15 protein-coding genes and 1 pseudogene are annotated in these 15946 nt (G+C 70.3%); 11 read left to right on the top strand and 5 right to left on the bottom strand.

Annotation, left to right across the window (positions count from 1 at the left end; all coding sequences use genetic code 11):
* A pseudogene (locus tag NE236_RS39730) lies at window positions 1-247 on the bottom strand (hypothetical protein); the annotation flags it as partial.
* A 276-nt stretch (window positions 248-523) separates the two neighbouring features.
* Between NE236_RS39730 and rpsB the strand changes: the two are divergent.
* Genes rpsB through NE236_RS39705 form a run of 5 tightly spaced genes read left to right on the top strand, consistent with a single transcriptional unit; the run spans window position 524 to window position 4633 of the window.
* On the top strand, window positions 524-1495 hold the full coding sequence (rpsB, locus tag NE236_RS39725; protein WP_252847464.1) for a 30S ribosomal protein S2: 972 nt from the start codon (window positions 524-526) through the stop codon (window positions 1493-1495).
* A gap of 36 nt (window positions 1496-1531) precedes the next feature.
* Window positions 1532-2368: a translation elongation factor Ts gene (gene tsf / locus NE236_RS39720; RefSeq protein WP_252847463.1), complete on the top strand. Its 837-nt coding sequence runs from the start codon at window positions 1532-1534 to the stop codon at window positions 2366-2368.
* 50 nt (window positions 2369-2418) lie between these two features.
* Window positions 2419-3183 (top strand): UMP kinase, encoded by a 765-nt coding sequence (gene pyrH, locus NE236_RS39715; RefSeq protein ID WP_252847462.1) that lies wholly within the window; start codon window positions 2419-2421, stop codon window positions 3181-3183.
* Window positions 3184-3197: 14 nt separating this feature from the next.
* Window positions 3198-3755, top strand: a complete 558-nt coding sequence (gene frr / locus NE236_RS39710; protein WP_252847461.1) for a ribosome recycling factor — start codon at window positions 3198-3200, stop codon at window positions 3753-3755.
* Complete coding sequence (locus NE236_RS39705) at window positions 3755-4633, top strand: phosphatidate cytidylyltransferase (protein WP_252847460.1); 879 nt, start codon at window positions 3755-3757, stop codon at window positions 4631-4633. The genes frr and NE236_RS39705 overlap by 1 nt, the downstream gene beginning before the upstream one ends.
* Window positions 4634-4939: 306 nt before the next feature.
* On the opposite strand, the gene NE236_RS39700 is transcribed toward NE236_RS39705, so the two are convergent.
* Window positions 4940-6085, bottom strand: coding sequence for a suppressor of fused domain protein (locus tag NE236_RS39700; protein WP_252847459.1), 1146 nt, complete (start codon window positions 6083-6085; stop codon window positions 4940-4942).
* Between the two features lie 181 nt (window positions 6086-6266).
* Between NE236_RS39700 and rlmN the strand changes: the two genes are divergently transcribed.
* Entirely contained in the window at window positions 6267-7367 is a 1101-nt protein-coding gene (gene rlmN, locus NE236_RS39695) for a dual-specificity RNA methyltransferase RlmN (RefSeq protein WP_252847458.1), read from the top strand.
* Window positions 7368-7380: 13 nt separating this feature from the next.
* Here the strand turns inward: rlmN and NE236_RS39690 are convergent, their stop codons facing one another.
* A complete protein-coding gene (locus tag NE236_RS39690; RefSeq protein ID WP_252847457.1) occupies window positions 7381-7848 on the bottom strand; it encodes a YflT domain-containing protein in 468 nt (155 codons plus the stop codon).
* Window positions 7849-7966: 118 nt separating this feature from the next.
* Between NE236_RS39690 and NE236_RS44145 the strand changes: the two genes are divergently transcribed.
* Window positions 7967-8476 carry a DivIVA domain-containing protein gene (locus tag NE236_RS44145; RefSeq protein ID WP_289851481.1) on the top strand — a complete coding sequence of 170 codons (510 nt, stop codon included), beginning with the start codon at window positions 7967-7969 and terminating at the stop codon, window positions 8474-8476.
* Between the two features lie 225 nt (window positions 8477-8701).
* On the opposite strand, the gene NE236_RS39675 is transcribed toward NE236_RS44145, so the two are convergent.
* Both NE236_RS39675 and NE236_RS39670 read right to left on the bottom strand, forming a co-directional pair.
* Window positions 8702-9394 (bottom strand): hypothetical protein, encoded by a 693-nt coding sequence (locus NE236_RS39675; RefSeq protein ID WP_252847456.1) that lies wholly within the window; start codon window positions 9392-9394, stop codon window positions 8702-8704.
* Window positions 9391-10095 carry an ATP-binding cassette domain-containing protein gene (locus NE236_RS39670; RefSeq protein WP_252847455.1) on the bottom strand — a complete coding sequence of 235 codons (705 nt, stop codon included), beginning with the start codon at window positions 10093-10095 and terminating at the stop codon, window positions 9391-9393. The genes NE236_RS39675 and NE236_RS39670 overlap by 4 nt, the downstream gene beginning before the upstream one ends.
* Window positions 10096-10151: 56 nt before the next feature.
* On the opposite strand from NE236_RS39670, the gene NE236_RS39665 reads away from it, so the two are divergent.
* The 4 genes from NE236_RS39665 (at window position 10152) to NE236_RS39650 (ending at window position 15762) form a co-directional block, all read left to right on the top strand.
* Window positions 10152-10562: an HIT family protein gene (locus tag NE236_RS39665; protein WP_308209209.1), complete on the top strand. Its 411-nt coding sequence runs from the start codon at window positions 10152-10154 to the stop codon at window positions 10560-10562.
* A gap of 5 nt (window positions 10563-10567) precedes the next feature.
* Entirely contained in the window at window positions 10568-12061 is a 1494-nt protein-coding gene (locus NE236_RS39660) for a DUF2079 domain-containing protein (protein WP_252847453.1), read from the top strand.
* 294 nt (window positions 12062-12355) lie between these two features.
* Window positions 12356-12769 carry a hypothetical protein gene (locus NE236_RS39655; protein ID WP_252847452.1) on the top strand — a complete coding sequence of 138 codons (414 nt, stop codon included), beginning with the start codon at window positions 12356-12358 and terminating at the stop codon, window positions 12767-12769.
* Entirely contained in the window at window positions 12766-15762 is a 2997-nt protein-coding gene (locus NE236_RS39650) for a tetratricopeptide repeat protein (protein WP_252847451.1), read from the top strand. Before NE236_RS39655 ends, NE236_RS39650 begins: the two co-directional genes overlap by 4 nt.
* Window positions 15763-15946 lie beyond the last annotated feature (184 nt).

Below are 15946 nucleotides of genomic sequence, written 5' to 3'. Positions count from 1 at the left end.
CTGGCCGGCCGGGCGGTGCGGCGAGATCGACTCCCCGGTGTCCGGCCTCCCACGGGTGGGTGGGCGGGTCGAAGCGGCGCACCACGGGCGGTCGCGGGCGTAACGGCCACTGCCAGCGTGTTTCCCCCGCGCCTGAGGAGGGAAACGGCGACGCGATGGGATGAAGCGTCGCCGCGATCATATCGAGCGACACCGCGATCATGCTGAGCGGCGCGGCGTTGACCAGGCACGTTGCGGGCCAGACCATGCATCAGAGCATGCGCCGACCCGCCCGGTCCGGGACAGGCCCCCGACGAAAGCTGTGGAAAACCTCGGGTTGGAGGCGCGGAGTCCACGGTGGGGTGAGCCGCCGGTACACTTGCCTCAACGGTCGCACGACCGAATTCACGCGTCCGCCGGCCACCGAGCCTTTGGTGGGGCGACCCTCTCGGTCCATGACCACGCGTCATGGCAGGGGTGCGCACGGGCGCAGGCAAACAACCGGGACGTGGCCCGACACTGGGCCGGACAGGAGAACACGGGCATGGCACCCGTCGTCACCATGAGGCAACTGCTCGAGAGCGGTGTCCACTTCGGGCATCAGACCCGCCGCTGGAACCCGAAGATGAAGCGCTTCATCTTCACCGAGCGCAACGGCATCTACATCATCGACCTGCAGCAGTCGCTGTCCTACATCGACCGCGCCTTCGACTTCATCAAGGAGACCGTCGCCCACGGCGGCACGATCCTGTTCGTCGGCACCAAGAAGCAGGCGCAGGAGTCGATCGCCGAGCAGGCGCAGCGCGTCGGCATGCCGTTCGTCAACCAGCGCTGGCTGGGCGGCATGCTCACCAACTTCTCCACGGTGCACAAGCGCCTGACGCGTCTGAAGGAGCTCGAGGAGCTCGACTACGACGACGTCGCCGGCTCGGGCATGACGAAGAAGGAACTTCTCATGCGCAAGCGTGAGAAGGACAAGCTCGAGCGCACCCTCGGCGGTATCCGCGACATGGCGCGCGTGCCCAGCGCGGTGTGGATCTGCGACACCAAGAAGGAGCACATCGCCGTCAACGAGGCCCGCAAGCTGGGCATCCCGGTGGTGGCGATCCTCGACACCAACTGCGACCCGGACGAGGTCGACTACCCGATCCCGGGCAACGACGACGCCATCCGCAGCGTCAGCCTGCTGACCCGCGTGGTCGCGGACGCCGTGGCCGACGGCCTGATGGCCCGTGCCGGCGCCGCGCCGTCCGGTGACGAGAAGCCCGCCGCCGTCGGCGCCGAGGAGCCGCTCCCCGAGTGGGAGCGCGAGCTGCTCCAGAGCAAGAAGGAGTCCGGTGACGCGGCCGAGGCCGCTCCGGAGGCGCCGGTCGAGGCTCCGCAGGCTGAGGCTCCGCAGGCTGAGGCTGCTCAGGTCGAGGCTGCTCAGGTCGAGGCCCCCCAGGCGGAGGCTCCCCAGGCTGAGGCTCCCGAGGCCACGCCGGCCGAGCAGCCGCAGACCGGCCAGGAATCCTGACGACCCACGACCGACGACGAGAGAGACAAGACCACAATGGCGAACTTCACCGCCGCCGACGTCAAGAAGCTCCGGGACGCCACCGGCTCGGGGATGATGGCCTGTAAGAAGGCCCTCGAGGAGTCCGAGGGCGACCTCGACAAGGCGGTCGAGCTGCTCCGCCTCAAGGGCGCCAAGGACGTCGGCAAGCGCGCCGAGCGCACCGCCGCCAACGGCCTGGTCGCCGAGTTCTTCAACGGTTCCGGCGACGGCGCGATCCTCGAGCTCAACTGCGAGACCGACTTCGTCGCCAAGAACGACCAGTTCATCGCGCTGGCCAACCAGATCGTCGAGTTCGCCGCGAAGAGTGACGTGACCGACCGCGACGCTCTGCTGGCCGTCGAGATCGAGCCGGGCAAGACGCTCCAGCAGCTGATCGACGAGAACAGCGCCAAGATCGGGGAGAAGCTCGAGCTCGGCCGCTTCGCCCACTTCAAGGGCGCGTACGTCGCCAGCTACCTGCACAAGTCCGACCCGTCGCTGCCGCCGGCCACGGGCGTGCTGGTCGAGCTCGACGCCGAGGCACCCGAGGTGGCCAAGGAGATCGCGCAGCAGATCGCCGCGATGTCTCCGAAGTACCTCACCAACGAGGACGTCCCGTCCGACGTGGTCGCCAAGGAGCGGGCGCTCGCCGAGCAGATCACCCGCGACGAGGGCAAGCCGGAGCAGGCGATCCCGAAGATCGTCGAGGGTCGCGTGAAGGCATACTTCAAGGACTTCGTCCTGGTGGAGCAGCCCTTCGTGAAGGACCCGAAGAAGACCGTCGGTAAGGTCCTTCAGGACGCGGGTGTGAACGTCAAGCAGTTCGCCCGGTTCAGGGTGGGGCAGCTCTAAGTCCCCCCGAGGACGCCCAGCAGCTGAGAGACAACGAAGGAGCCGCCGCCGTGCAGGACAGTAAGACCCCCGACACGACGGCGGCTCAGTCGTCTCACCATGGCTGGAAGCGGGTGCTCCTCAAACTCTCCGGCGAGGCGTTCGCCGGTGGAGGGGCGCTCGGCATCGACCCCGCGGTCGTCCAGCACATCGCCGAGGCGATCGCCGAGGTGGTGCGCGAGGGCGTGCAGGTCGCGGTGGTCTGCGGTGGCGGCAACATGTTCCGCGGGGCACAGATGTCGGCCCAGGGCATGGACCGCGCCCGCAGCGACTACATGGGCATGCTCGGCACGGTGATCAACTGCCTCGCGCTGCAGGACTTCCTCGAGAAGCTCGGCCTGGACACGCGGGTGCAGACGGCGATCACGATGGGGCAGGTCGCGGAGCCGTACATCCCCCGTAGGGCCATCCGCCACCTCGAGAAGGGCCGTGTGGTGATCTTCGGTGCCGGCCTCGGCCAGCCGTTCTTCTCCACCGACACGGCCGCGGCACAGCGGGCGCTGGAGATCGGCGCCGACGCCGTGCTGAAGGGCACCCAGGTCGACGGCGTGTACGACGCCGACCCGAAGAAGAACCCGGACGCCTTCCGGTTCGACCGGCTCGAGTACGGCGAGGTGCTGCAGCGCGGCCTGAAGGTGATGGACGCGACCGCGATCAGCCTCTGCATGGACAACGGTCTGCCCATCGTGGTCTTCGATCTGATGGGGCAAGGCAATATCGTACGGGCCGTCCGTGGTGAGAAGATCGGCACATTGGTAAGTCCGGCGGAGAGCTGAAACAGGAGCCGAAGGTGATCGACGATATCCTCCTCGAAGCCGAGGAGAAGATGGAGAAGGCCGTCACGGTCGCCAAGGATGACTTCAACGGCATCCGTACCGGCCGGGCAACGCCCGCGATGTTCAACAAGATCACTGTGGAGTACTACGGGACGCCGACGCCGATCAACCAGCTGGCGTCCTTCCAGCTTCCCGAGCCCCGTATGGTGATCGTCCAACCGTACGACGCGTCTTCGCTGACGGCGATCGAGAAGGCCATTCGCGAGAGCGACCTCGGTGTCAACCCGGGCAACGACGGGAAGATCATCCGTGTGGTGTTCCCCGAGCTGTCCGAGGAGCGCCGCAAGGAGTTCATCAAGGTGGCCGGGCACAAGGCGGAGGACGCGCGGGTCTCGATCCGCAACATCCGCCGCCACGCCAAGGACGCCCTCGACAAGCTCGCCAAGGGTGGCGACGCGGGCGAGGACGACGTGCGCCGTGCGGAGAAGGAGCTCGACGACTTCACGCACAAGCACGTCGCCAAGATCGACGAGCTGCTCGAGCACAAGAAAGCCGAGTTGCTCGAGGTCTAGTGGGACTCGAGCAGGCCCACACGCCCGCCCCGGAGATCCCGGAGGCACAGGCGGAAACGGGCAAGAAGAAGCGTAGGCCAGGCCGGAACCTCCCCATCGCGGTCGGGGTCGGCCTGGGCCTCGGCGCCGTCGTGCTGGTATCCCTCTACACCGTCAAGGAGATCTTCCTCGGCGTCGTCGTGGTCTTCATCGGCATGGCCGTGTGGGAGCTCATCCGGGCGTTCGGGACGCGGGGCGTCCGGATCGCGCAGGTCCCGCTCATGGCGGGCGGCCTGGCCATGCTGGTCTGCACCTACGTGTGGGGGACCACCGCCCTGGTGGCGACGTTCGCCCTGACGGTGCTGGCGATCCTGCTGTGGCGGCTGACGGGAGGCCAGGAGGGGTACGTCCGCGACGCGACGGCCGGTGTATTCGCGGCGGCGTACGTCCCGTTCCTCGCGGCGTTCGTCGTCCTCATGCTCCACGCGAGCGATGGCCCGGACCGCATCATCGTGTTCATCGCGGTGACGGTCGCGAGCGACATCGGCGGCTTCTTCGCGGGATCCTTCCTGGGCACGCACAAGATGGCCCCGGCCATCAGCCCGAAGAAGACCTGGGAGGGGTTCACCGGCTCGTCCCTCACCTGCATGGCGGTCGGCGGCCTGCTGCTGCCGTGGCTGCTGGACGGTGCCTGGTGGCAGGGGGTCCTCGTCGGTGCCGCCGCCGTGTGCTCCGCCACGCTCGGCGACCTCATCGAGTCAATGATCAAGAGGGATCTCGGCATCAAGGACATGGGCACCCTGCTGCCCGAACACGGCGGTGTCATGGACCGCCTCGACTCCCTCCTCGCGACCGTGCCGGTCGTCTGGCTGCTCTTCCAGGCCTTCGTGCCCGCCTGAGCGCCTCCTGGCGGTTTCGTCCAGACCCGGGGCTGCCAGTCCGCGCCTCCTGGCGGTCTCTTCCAGGTCCGGGCCCTGCCGGCAGCCCACGCCTCCTGCCGGGTTCGTCCACGCCTGGGACCTGTTCAGTCCACGCCCAAGACCTGTCCAGGGGCGCGCGCGGCGCTGCGTCTCTTCCGGGTGTCGGTGCCCGCCTCGGTCTGCTCCCGGCCTTCCCGCACCGCCGCCGGCATGGATCGACGCCCGGGGCCGGCGTATCGTCGGCGGCCGGCCTTCCCGTCCGGCCGCCAACCGTCCCCTGGGGCTTCAGTCCTCGCCGACGATCCAGCTGCGCCCCTTCCGGGCGAGCCGTTCGATCAACGCGTCGGGACCCTCGTCCTTACCGAACTGCCGCTCCGCCTCGGTGATGGGTACGAGCCACAGCCACTGCACCGGGTCGTCGCCGAACGAGAACCCGCGCATGTCCGGCGCGGCCGGTCCTTTGAGGCGGCTCGGCTCGTCCAGCAGCAGAACGCCCTCCCAGCCCGAGCCGAGCGGGAACGTCTTCGCCTCGTGGTACCACTTGACGTTGTCGCCCGGGGCGAACGACGTGACCGCACGCCACGGATACTGCGCCAGCCAGGGGAAGATGCTGCCGGCCCGCTGGCTGGGCAGGGTCGTCGCCACGGCAAGCTCGATACGGGCGTGTTCGCCCACGTTGTCCTCGTACAACTCGACCGTGGGCATCCGCTGGCAGCTCATGCCCACGGTGCTCAGCACCCGGTAGGACCGGTCATCGAGCGCGGGCCGCTCCGATACCCCGACGATGGGCTGTTCGCCCCCCGCGGCCGTTTCCTCGCCCGAGCGGGAGCGCCACTGCCGGCCCACGTCGTGCCAGTAGTACCCGCCGGGGCCGAGCCGGGCCAGCAGGTGTCCCAGCACCGACTGCTGGAACCCCTCCCAGGCGCCGTCTCCGCTCCGCCAGTCCCAGAAGGCCTGGGCCTGCAGGATGCGCGGACCGAGGTCCTCGATCTCATCGTCCAGTGCGAACGCGAACGGGCTCTGGCCGATGGCCTCCCGGCTGTAGCCCGGCAGTCCACGGTCCATGTCCGCCCAGCCGGGGATCACGCAGAGCGGCTGCCCGTCCTCGAGCAGCGCGGCACCGTCGCCTTCCTCGAACCAGACGATCTTCAATGACCGCGGGTCGGGTGCCGACCGCCCCTTGGGGTGCTTGGTGTGGCCCGTCGGCATGGCGGGCACCAGGCCCGCGTTCAGCCGCGCGAGGTCGGGGTGGGGCGAAGCGTCCTGATGGTTGGCGATCCAGGCCGCGGCAACGGTATGCCCGTCGCTCCTGCGGAGGTACGCCGCTGTGGCGACGTGATCGGATTCAACTTCGAGGACACGGCTTCCGTAGGGGCTGGTGTCACTGATCAGGACACGCTTCTCCTGCGGCGTTCTGCGCAATACCGGCATAGACGGGACTGTAGTGATTGTGCGGCCCTCGGAGCGGCATTGACGGCCTCCCCGGTGAAGATGCCGCCGGTGAGGGGTCGGACCGGGTGCCGAAACACCGAGAACATGCGGCGGCCGGCGCGGTGGGCGGGGTGCGTCGACGTTCGAAGCTCACCCCGGCGTCTGCCACACTGGAACGGACATGCCCGCTCAGCTCACCTTCGCCGCTCCCCGCCGGGCGAAGCCACCGCGCCACCTCGCCGACCTGTCCTGGGACGAGCGGCGCGAGGCCGTCGACGCGCTCGGCGAAAAGCCGTTCCGCGCCGACCAGTTGTCGCGCCACTATTTCGGCAGGCTCGCCGACGATCCGGCCGACATGACCGACCTGCCGGCGACCGTCCGGGATCGCCTCGTCACCGAGCTGATGCCCGCACTGCTCACGCCGGTGCGCGATCTGACCTGTGACGACGGCGCCACCCGCAAGACGCTGTGGAAGGGGTTCGACGGCACGCTCGTCGAGTCGGTCCTCATGCGGTATCCGGACCGCGTGACGATGTGCGTCTCCTCACAGGCCGGATGCGGGATGAACTGCCCGTTCTGCGCCACAGGCCAGGCCGGTCTGACCCGCAACCTGTCGACCGCGGAGATCGTCGAGCAGGTGGTGGCGGGCGCCCGGGCGCTCGATCGCGGTGAGATTGCCGGCGGCAGGGGCCGGGTCAGCAACATCGTCTTCATGGGGATGGGCGAGCCGCTCGCCAACTTCTCCACCATCGTCCGGGCGATCCATCGGTTCAGCGACCCGAGCCCGCGCGGGCTGGGGATCTCCCAGCGGAACATCACCGTCTCCACGGTCGGGCTGGTGCCGAAGATCAACCAGTTGGCCGACCTCGACTTCAAGGTCCGCCTCGCGGTCTCGCTGCACGCGCCGGACGACGAGCTGCGCGACGAACTCGTGCCGATCAACACGCGCTGGAAGGTCGCCGAGGTCCTCGACGCGGCGTGGGCGTACGCCGAGCGGACCCGGCGCCGGATCTCGATCGAGTACGCCCTCATCCGGGACATCAACGACCAGGCGTGGCGGGCCGACCTGCTCGGCCGACTGATCAAGAGCCACCCGGTGCACGTCAACCTGATCCCGCTGAACCCCACGCCCGGGTCGAAGTGGACCGCGTCGCGGCCGTCGGATCAGACGGAGTTCGTCCGTCGTCTGGAGGCCCACGGCGTCCCCGTCACCGTACGGGACACGCGTGGCCAGGAGATCGACGGCGCGTGCGGTCAGCTCGCGGCCAAGACCGTCGAGTAGCAACCGCCCCGGTTCAGTGGGGCTGGTCGGTGACGGGCACGGCGGCCAGCAGCCGCCTGGCCTCTGCGGCGAACTCCGCGTCGACCAGCACGTCGTACCGGTCGGCCACGACGGCGCTCGCCGACGAGAACGTCTGCCGGCGCACCGCGTGCGCGGCCGCGGCGAAGATCGCACCGAAGATCGCGCCCAGGATGACGGCCGAGATCACGGCGCCGACGACCCAGGGACTGACGATCCAGAAGATAAGCCCGATGAGCAGGCCGATCCAGGCGCCCGAACTCGCGCCGGCCAGCAGCGCCTTGCCGAGCGTCCAGCGGCCGAGGACCTGTTCCTCGAGCCGCAGCCCGGAGCCGACGATCGTGACGTGCTCGACCGGGAAGTCCCGCTCGGCCAGGACGTCCACCGCGCGCTGCGCGGCCGCGTGGCTCGTGTACCCGCCGAGTACGACCTTCTGCGGCCCGTCGGCATTCTCCGTGGTCATCTTTCAGCCCCCCTGGTCCGTGTGACGACCTTCCTGACAGATTTCCGCTGGTACGGGGCCGCACACCCTTTTTCAGGCTGGGATGCCACGGGATCATGATTTTGGGGAGAATGCGGCCATGCCCGGTTTCCCGATCGCCGCCCGCGGCTACCACCGCCACCAGGTGGACGCGTTCATCGCCCGTATCGAGGGGACTCTCGGCCGTGCCCAGCTGTTCGCGCCGCCGGTGACCGCGGCCGAGGTGGGCCGGGTGCGCTTTCCGATCACCCTGCGCGGCTACCGCGGACGTGCCGTCGACGAGAGGCTTGAGGAGTACCTGCGGGAGCTGGAGGCGAAGGAGAACGGCGGGCGGCGGCGGTTGTCCGCGGCCGAGACCGACCGGCTCATCGGGCTGGTGCGCAACGTGCGCTTCGTCACCACTCGACTGAGCGAGGGGTACGCCGAACGGGAGGTCGACGCCTTCCTGGACCGGATGATCGTCGAACTGCGCGGGCGCCGCGCTCGCTCGGCCGACGTACGGGCCGCGCGTTTCGCGACGACCCGTATCCGGCCCGGGTACGCCCAGCCCGACGTCGACGGCTTCCTCGACCACCTGGCGGCCGAGATCGACCGCCTGGCCCAGGCCTAGGGCCTGTCTCAAAGTCCCCGTCCGTAGCGAGCGGTGTCCAGGTGGTGCCTCGGAAGGCGGAGGAGGGAGTCAGCCTGGTGTTGGCTGGCGACTCCTCCCGGGGTCCCCGCGGAAACGCGCCGGGTCGGCGAAGCCGTCCCTCGCGTTTTCGTGGGGTGGGGCGACAACGCGGCGAGGCGCCACCTGGGCGCCGCGCAGTAGGACAGCGGGGCTTTGAGACAGGCCTTAGGGGCGCGTGCGGCGGAGGCGGGCGTACAGGACCATGGCGAGCGCCGCCCAGGCCAGCGTGCGCAGGGCGAACCACGGCAGGCCGCTCGTGAACGTGGACGCGCCGCGGCCTGCGGCCCCCATCCATTCGATCATCGGGACGGTGAGGACCCGCAGCGGGCCGAGCCCCAGCAGCAGATCGACCACGTAGACGCCGAGCAGTACGAGGACCGACCAGCCGGGGGAGGGGATGATCGCCCGGCTGGTGAGCGCCCCGAGCGCCGTCGCGGCCAGTGCCGACAGCAGCATCAACGCGACCGCCGGCAGCAGCACCGACGCCTGGATGCCGGACCGTACCGCCTCGGCCAGGGGGTACGCCGAGGCGACCAGCGCCAGGCAGGCGGTGAACGCCGCGGCCGTGATCGGCCCGCAGGCCATCGCCCGCCATCCTCCGAGGGTGACCACGCCGATGTGCCGCTGGGCGTCCGGTTCGGTGTCGAGCAGCCCGCGCGCCGCCCAGGCGCAGATCGGGAAGGTCAGCGCGGCGAGGTCGCCGAGCGTGGTGAGGGCGCCGGACCGTACCTGGGCCGGGGTCCCGCCGAGCGGGCCGGAGAACATGATCGCCAGCAGCAGCGCGAGCGCGAGCACCGGGTGCAGGGCCCGCGTGGAGCGGGCGTACCCGGCGAGCTGGAACCGCATCGCCGCGATCATCGGCACCGCGCCTCGTAGCCGTCCGCCTTGAGGCGGGTCACCAGGTCCTCAGCCTCGGAGCGGGGCACGACCACCTCGACGACGGCGTGCTCCTCGGGGAGGTCCCCTTCGGTCACCGTCCGTCCGGCGACCTGCCAGCGCATCACCCCGGGCAGTTCGCGAAGGTCGCCCTGGTGGTCGCTGACGATGACGGACGACCCCTCGGACGCGAGCTCGGCCAGGAGGGCCGGCAGCGCCGTGCGCGTCCGCGCGTCGAGGCCAGCGAACGGCTCGTCGAAGACGAGCAGCCCGGGTGCGGCCAGCAGCGCCTGGACGAGTCCGGCCTTGTGCGCGCTGCCCTTGGACAGGTCGGGCAGACGGGTGTCCAGAAGCTCGGTGAAGCCCAGCCGCTCCGCCCACTCTCCGACCCGCGACGGCGGAGCGCCGCGTACGGCGGCCATGTGCCCGAGGTAGGCCCGCGCGGTGAACGGCTGTTCCGCCGGGAACCGCTCCGGGGCGTACCCGGTGGAGGACGGCCGACCGGCGACCCTGCCCCTCCCCGGCGGCACGACGCCGGCGATCAGCCGGAGGAGCGTTGATTTGCCTGCTCCATTGCGGCCGTTCACCTCAATGATCCGGCCGCGGGGTACGGTCAGCGTCACGTCGTGCAGCACCCACGGAGCGCGTCGGCGATACCGGAAGGCCACCTGGTTGAATTGCACGGGTCAAGAGCCTATTGCCGCCCGATAAGACGACCGTAAGCGGAAGAATGCCCATCATGGACTGCCTGTTCTGCGAGATCGTGAAGGGGGAGCGACCCGCTCACGTGGTGCTCGACGACGGTCCCGTCGTCGCGTTCCTGGACACCCGCCCGCTGTTCAAGGGGCACACCCTCCTCGTGCCGCGGACCCACGTCGAGACCCTCGCGGACTTGCCGGCCGACCTCCTCCAGCCGCTGTTCGCGGCCGGGCAGCAGTTGTCCGTCGCCATGGAGACGGCGCTCGCCGCCGCGGGATCCTTCGTCGCGGTGAACAACCGGATCAGCCAGAGCGTGCCCCATCTGCACGTCCACGTCGTTCCCCGGAATCGCAAGGACGGGCTGCGCGGCTTCTTCTGGCCCCGAACCAAGTACGACTCCGACGACGAGGCCCGCGCGTACGCGGACCGCATCCGCGGCGCGCTCGGATGATCGCGATGTCGGCCGAGACCGCCGGCCCGGACGTGCGCCCCGGTCGCGCCCGGCGCGACGAGGGCGCCGTCGGCGTCCTCGTTGTGGCCGCCGCGGTGGCGTACTCGGTGTTCGCGCTGGTGCGGTACTGGACCTTCCGCACCACCACGTACGACCTGGTGATCTTCGACCAGGCGGTGCGCTCCTACAGCCGCTTCCATCTGCCCGTGTCGATCGCCAAGGGCGTGCACAACGGCTTCGGCCCTCACTTCACCGTGCTCGGTGACCACTTCTCGCCGATCCTCGCCCTGCTCGCGCCGCTGTACTGGATCCACGACGGGCCCCAGACGCTCCTGGTCGCCCAGGCCGTCCTCCTGGCGCTGACGATCGTGCCGTTGTGGATGTTCACCCGGCGGCGGTTCGGCGCGTGGGCGGCGCACTGCGTCGCGGGCGTGTACGCGCTGGCCTGGCCGGTGGCCGAGACCGTCGCGTTCGACTTCCACGAGATGGCGTTCACCCCCGTACTGTCCATGCTGATGCTCGAACGGCACGACGCCGGCCGGCGGCGGCAGTGCGTGCTGGCCGCCGGAGCGCTGTTGCTGGTCAAGGAGGACATGGGGCTGCTCGTCGCAGGCTTCGGGCTCTACCTGCTGACCCGGCCGGGGGAGCGGCGCCTGGCGGGAGTCCTCGTGGTCGCCGGGGTGGGGTGGACGTGGCTGGCCTCCCGGGTGCTGATCCCGGCGTTCGGCGGCGCGGCGGACTACTACTGGGCCTATGACGCCCTGGGGCGGGACCTGCCGCACGCCGCCGTGTACGCCGTGACGCATCCGTGGACCGCGCTGAAGCTCTTCGTGACGCCGGACGTCAAGGCGACGACCATGGCATGGCTGATCCTGCCGCTGCTCCTCGTCCCACTGGCCTCACCGATCACCCTGTCGGTGCTGCCCCTGCTGGCCGAGCGGATGCTCGCGAACCGCTTCGAGCACTGGTGGGAGCCGAGGTTCCACTACAACGTCGCGCTGACGGTCCTGCTGGTCGCGGCGGGCGTCGACGGCGCCTGCCGGCTCTCGCGGCTCCGCCTGCCGGGGCCACGCGGGTGGCGGCTCCGCGTGGACCTCGTCTGGCCGGTGGCCGCGTTGCTGGCCGCCGCCATCGTCGTTCCGCGCTTCGCGTTCAAGAGCTTCTTCGACCCGGTGTTCTACCGGCGCGACGCGCACGCGCGGGCCGCCGCCCACGCCGTCGCGGCCGTACCCGACGGCGTGCTGGTCGAGGCCGCCAACGTCGTCGGGCCGCAACTGTCCGGCCGGACCCGCGTGCTGCTGTGGGACACCCGCGTCCGCCGGGCGCCCTGGGTCGTCGCCGACACCGCCCGCATGACCTTCCCCTTCCCGGCCCTGGGCGCGCAGCGCGACCGCGTACGGTTTCTGCTGCAGCGGGGGTACACGGTCGTCTCCAGACAGGACGGCTGGGTCGTGCTGCACGACCCCGGCATCACGCCCGACCTGCGCCCCAGCCGGTGAACCGCCGCGCGCCGGGTCACTCGGTGCGGAGGCGCTCGGGCGCGATCGCACGGCGGAGCCGGCGCCGGGAGGCGGCCGTGACCACGACGGCGGCGAGGACGCCCAGGGCCGCCCATGAGAAGGGCATGGGCGATCGTCAACAGCGCCCAGGGCTGCCCGGCGAGTTGGCCGGGTTCGGCCGGGTGCCGTGTTGCTGCGGGACTCACTTCCGGGATTTTGGTGTGTGGTCGATGATGACTAGTTATGGCGTGGACGCGAGGGCCGGTACTGGCGTGGGCCGGGGGCGGGGTCGCGGTGGCGGCCGCGGCTGGGCTGGGCGGGTATTTCGTGGCGGTGGGGTTGGATAAGGCCGACAAGCTGGCCAGCGCGGTCAGTGCGTTAATCGGCCTGGCGGGGCTGGTGGTGTCGGTGTACGGGGTGATCCTGGCCCGCCAGGCGACCGCGCCTGCATCGCCCGCGCCGCCACCACCGGGCGGCCAGTCGGTGACCGGCTCGACCATCGGTGGTGGCGTCACTCAGGTCAGAAGCGTCGGCAGTGATCTGCACCTGGGCGCCCCGCCGCCGGGGCTGGCGAGGCCGCCTGCGGTGCCGCCCAAGCCGGAGGCGGGTAAGGGTGTGCCGGGGGAGCAGGCGGTGCGCGACGCGCGGGTGGCCGGTGAGGTGACACAGATCGACGGGGTCGGCGGGGACGCCGATATCGACCGGTGACCGGCCCAGAGGCGGGCGTGGTTCCCGGCGACGATCCCGGCTGCGGGGATGGCCGTGCCGCCGGCCAGTCGGTGACCGACAGCGTCGTGGTCGGGGATGTCGTCCAGATTCAGAACGTGGGCAGGGACGTCACGGTCACCTTGGCCCGGCCGGTGTACGGGGTGGTGCCGTGGCCGGCGGTACGGGGCGGGCCGGGGGTGGACCGTGCCCGGGCACAGCCGTCCCGGTTGCTCTTGGCCCGCTATGAGCTGGTGCCATTCGCGGGGCGTACCGAGGTGCGGCAGAAGCTGGCGGGGTGGCTGGGCGAGCAGGCGCCGGTGTCGGTACGGCTGGTGCATGGGCCCGGCGGGCAGGGCAAGTCCCGGCTGGCTGCCCAGTTCGCCCGCGAGCAGGCCGGCCGGTGGCAGGTGTGGCAGGCTCGCCAGCCGCTGCCCACGGCGTCATCACCGCAGCGGCTTACTGCGCCTGGAGAGGCCGGTGGGCTGCTGCTGGTGGTGGACTACGCCGATCGGTGGCCGACTTCTCATCTACAGGCTCTGATCGTCGACCTGTACACCCTGGCCGGGCGGCTGCCGATGGCGCCGGTACTCCGGGTGCTGCTGCTGGCCCGCAGCGCGGGCTGGTGGTGGGAAGCGCTGGAGAACTGGCTGGATGCCGACTTGGACATCCCCGCCGACGCAGTGGCGTTGCCGCCGCTGGGCGGCGAGGGCGGGATCGACCGGCGCAGCCTGTTCACCGATGCTCGCGACGCCTTCGCCGAGGCCATGCAACTCCCCGGCTGTGCGCATATCGCCCCACCGCGGGAGTTGGAGGGCGCCCCGTTCGCCCAGGTGCTGACCGTGCACATGGCCGCGCTGGCCGCAGTGGACGCCCGCCACCATGGCGCGACCGTGCCCGCCGACCCGCACCGGATTTCGGCGTACCTGCTGCAACGCGAACGCGCGCACTGGCATCACTGGCACGCCCGGGACAGCGATCCGCTGCCCACCCCGCCGCAGACCATGGATCGTGCTGTGTACCTGGCCACGCTGGCCGGACCGCTCACCCATGCCAGTGGTGTGCAGGCGCTGGGCCGCGCGCAGGTTACCTCGCTGCCCGAGAACGCCAACCAGGTCCTGACCGACCACCAGCTGTGTTACCCGTCCGACAACCCTGGCACCGTGCTGGAACCGCTGTATCCCGATCGGCTCGGCGAGGACTTCCTCGCCCTGACCACTCCCGGTGGTCCCGGCGGGTTCGCAGATGCGTGGGCCGATGCCGCGATCACCCGGCTCTTCGAGCCCGTGTCCGACGACACGCCGCCAGGGCTGGAGGCTGCTGGATGGATCCGGCCCGCGCTGACGGTACTGATCGAGACTGCACGCCGCTGGCCCCACGTCGCCGACCGCCTGTACCGGCTGCTGGCCGCCCACCCGGACCTGGCCGTGCACGCCGGCGGCGCCGGCCTGGCAGCCCTGGCCGGGCTGTCCGGCATTGCCCCTGACCTGCTGCAGGCCATCGAGGCGCACCTGCCCGGTCAACGTCACGCCGACCTGGACGCAGGCATCGCCGCGATCGCCGCCCGCCTGGCCGAACACCGTCTGGCCACCACCACCGATCCCGACCAGCGCGCCGACATCCACCACCGCCTGGGCGTCCGCCTGCACAACGCTGGCCTGCATCACCAAGCTCTCACGGCTACCCAGGAGGCGGTGGACACCCGGCGGCGGCTGGCGCAGGCCAACCCCGATGCCTACGAGCCCGACCTCGCGCGCTCGCTGAACAACCTCAGCGTCGCTCTGTCGGAGGTGGGACGTTGGGAGAGGGCACTGACCGTTACCCAGGAGGCGGTGCGGGTCTACCGGCGGCTGGCCCAGGCCAAGCCCGATGCCTACGAGCCCGACCTCGCGCGCTCGCTGAACAACCTCAGCGCCGATCTGTCGGGGATGGGGCGTTGGGAGGAGGCACTGACCATCATCCAAGAGGCGGTGGACATCCGCCGGCGGCTGGCGCACGCCAACCCGGACGCCTATGAGTCCGACCTCGCCGTGTCGCTGAACAACCTCAGTGCCATTCTGTCGGAGGTGGGACGTTGGGAGGAGGCATTGACCGTCGTCCAGGAGGCAGTGGGGGTCTACCGGCGGCTGGTGCAGGTCGGCCCCGACGCCTTCGAGCCGGACCTCGCCATGTCGCTGAACAACCTTGGCTTGATGCTGTCGGGGGTGGGACGTGAGGAGGAGGCACTGACCGCCGCGCAAGAGGCGGCGCGGATCTACCGGCGGCTGGTGCAGGTCGGCCCCGACGCCTTCGAGCCCGGCCTCGCGCGCTCGCTTAACAACCTCAGCGTCGCTCTGTCGGAGGTGGGACGTTGGGAGGAGGCACTGACCATCATCCAGGAGGCGGTGGACATCCGCCGGCGGCTGACGCAGGCTGACCGCGACGCCTACGAGCCCGACCTCGCCGCCTCGCTGATCAATCTCGGCTTGATGCTGTCGGGGGTGGGACGTGAGGAGGAGGCACTGACCGCCACGCAAGAGGCGGCGCGGATCTACCGGCAGCTGGCGCAGACCAACCCCGACGCCTACGAGCCCGACCTCGCCATGTCGTTGGACAACCTCGGCACGATGCTGTCGGGCGTGCGGCGTCGTGAGGAGGCACTGACCACTACCCAGGAGGCCGTCGACATCCTCCAGCGGCTGACGCAGGCTAACCGCGACGCCTACGAGCCCGACCTCGCGCGCTCGCTGAGGACATGTGCTGAGGTACGAGTCGCCCTGCACACGGACCTGGCCGGAGCCTTCGGCTCGATCCGCGAGTCCGCCGCGATTTACCAACGGCTCGCGGCACGGCTTCCCAGAGCCTTTACTAAAGATCTGAGCGCCGCTCTCCGTGCCGCTGCCGACGTTCTGGACGGTCTGCAACAGTCGCGAAGCGCGCAGACGCTGCGCCGTTTGACCGAGGCTGGAGCGCTGGACACGGCCGCGAAATCACTTCAGGAAACCGCCCTTACGTGAACTGAATTGGTCACACGAGCCGCTTAAGTCGGCGGCGGGTTCCGGCGGGCCGGACCAGTCCTAATCTTCTTGGGGGCGGGGTTGCCCTGGTCCTTCGTACGATCGGGGACCCCGGGGCTCCGGGTGCGGCTGATGCACGTCACAGGGCGGGGCCAAATGAAAAGGGGCGGGCCCCCGGAAGATG

It is taken from the genome of Actinoallomurus purpureus (genome assembly GCF_024055795.1).
GTDB lineage: Bacteria > Actinomycetota > Actinomycetes > Streptosporangiales > Streptosporangiaceae > Actinoallomurus > Actinoallomurus purpureus.
The sequence above is the reverse complement of the archived record's forward strand: the minus strand, read 5'-3'. Positions and strand labels throughout refer to the sequence as shown.

Excerpts from the sequence above, each read along its gene's own strand:
- rpsB (WP_252847464.1), top strand. The coding sequence starts at position 524 with ATGGCACCCGTCGTCACCATGAGGCAACTGCTCGAGAGCGGTGTCCAC.
- tsf (WP_252847463.1), top strand. The coding sequence starts at position 1,532 with ATGGCGAACTTCACCGCCGCCGACGTCAAGAAGCTCCGGGACGCCACC.
- NE236_RS39700 (WP_252847459.1), bottom strand. The coding sequence starts at position 6,085 with ATGCCGGTATTGCGCAGAACGCCGCAGGAGAAGCGTGTCCTGATCAGT.
- rlmN (WP_252847458.1), top strand. The coding sequence starts at position 6,267 with ATGCCCGCTCAGCTCACCTTCGCCGCTCCCCGCCGGGCGAAGCCACCG.
- NE236_RS39690 (WP_252847457.1), bottom strand. The coding sequence starts at position 7,848 with ATGACCACGGAGAATGCCGACGGGCCGCAGAAGGTCGTACTCGGCGGG.
- NE236_RS44145 (WP_289851481.1), top strand. The coding sequence starts at position 7,967 with ATGCCCGGTTTCCCGATCGCCGCCCGCGGCTACCACCGCCACCAGGTG.
- NE236_RS39675 (WP_252847456.1), bottom strand. The coding sequence starts at position 9,394 with ATGATCGCGGCGATGCGGTTCCAGCTCGCCGGGTACGCCCGCTCCACG.
- NE236_RS39665 (WP_308209209.1), top strand. The coding sequence starts at position 10,152 with ATGGACTGCCTGTTCTGCGAGATCGTGAAGGGGGAGCGACCCGCTCAC.
- NE236_RS39660 (WP_252847453.1), top strand. The coding sequence starts at position 10,568 with ATGTCGGCCGAGACCGCCGGCCCGGACGTGCGCCCCGGTCGCGCCCGG.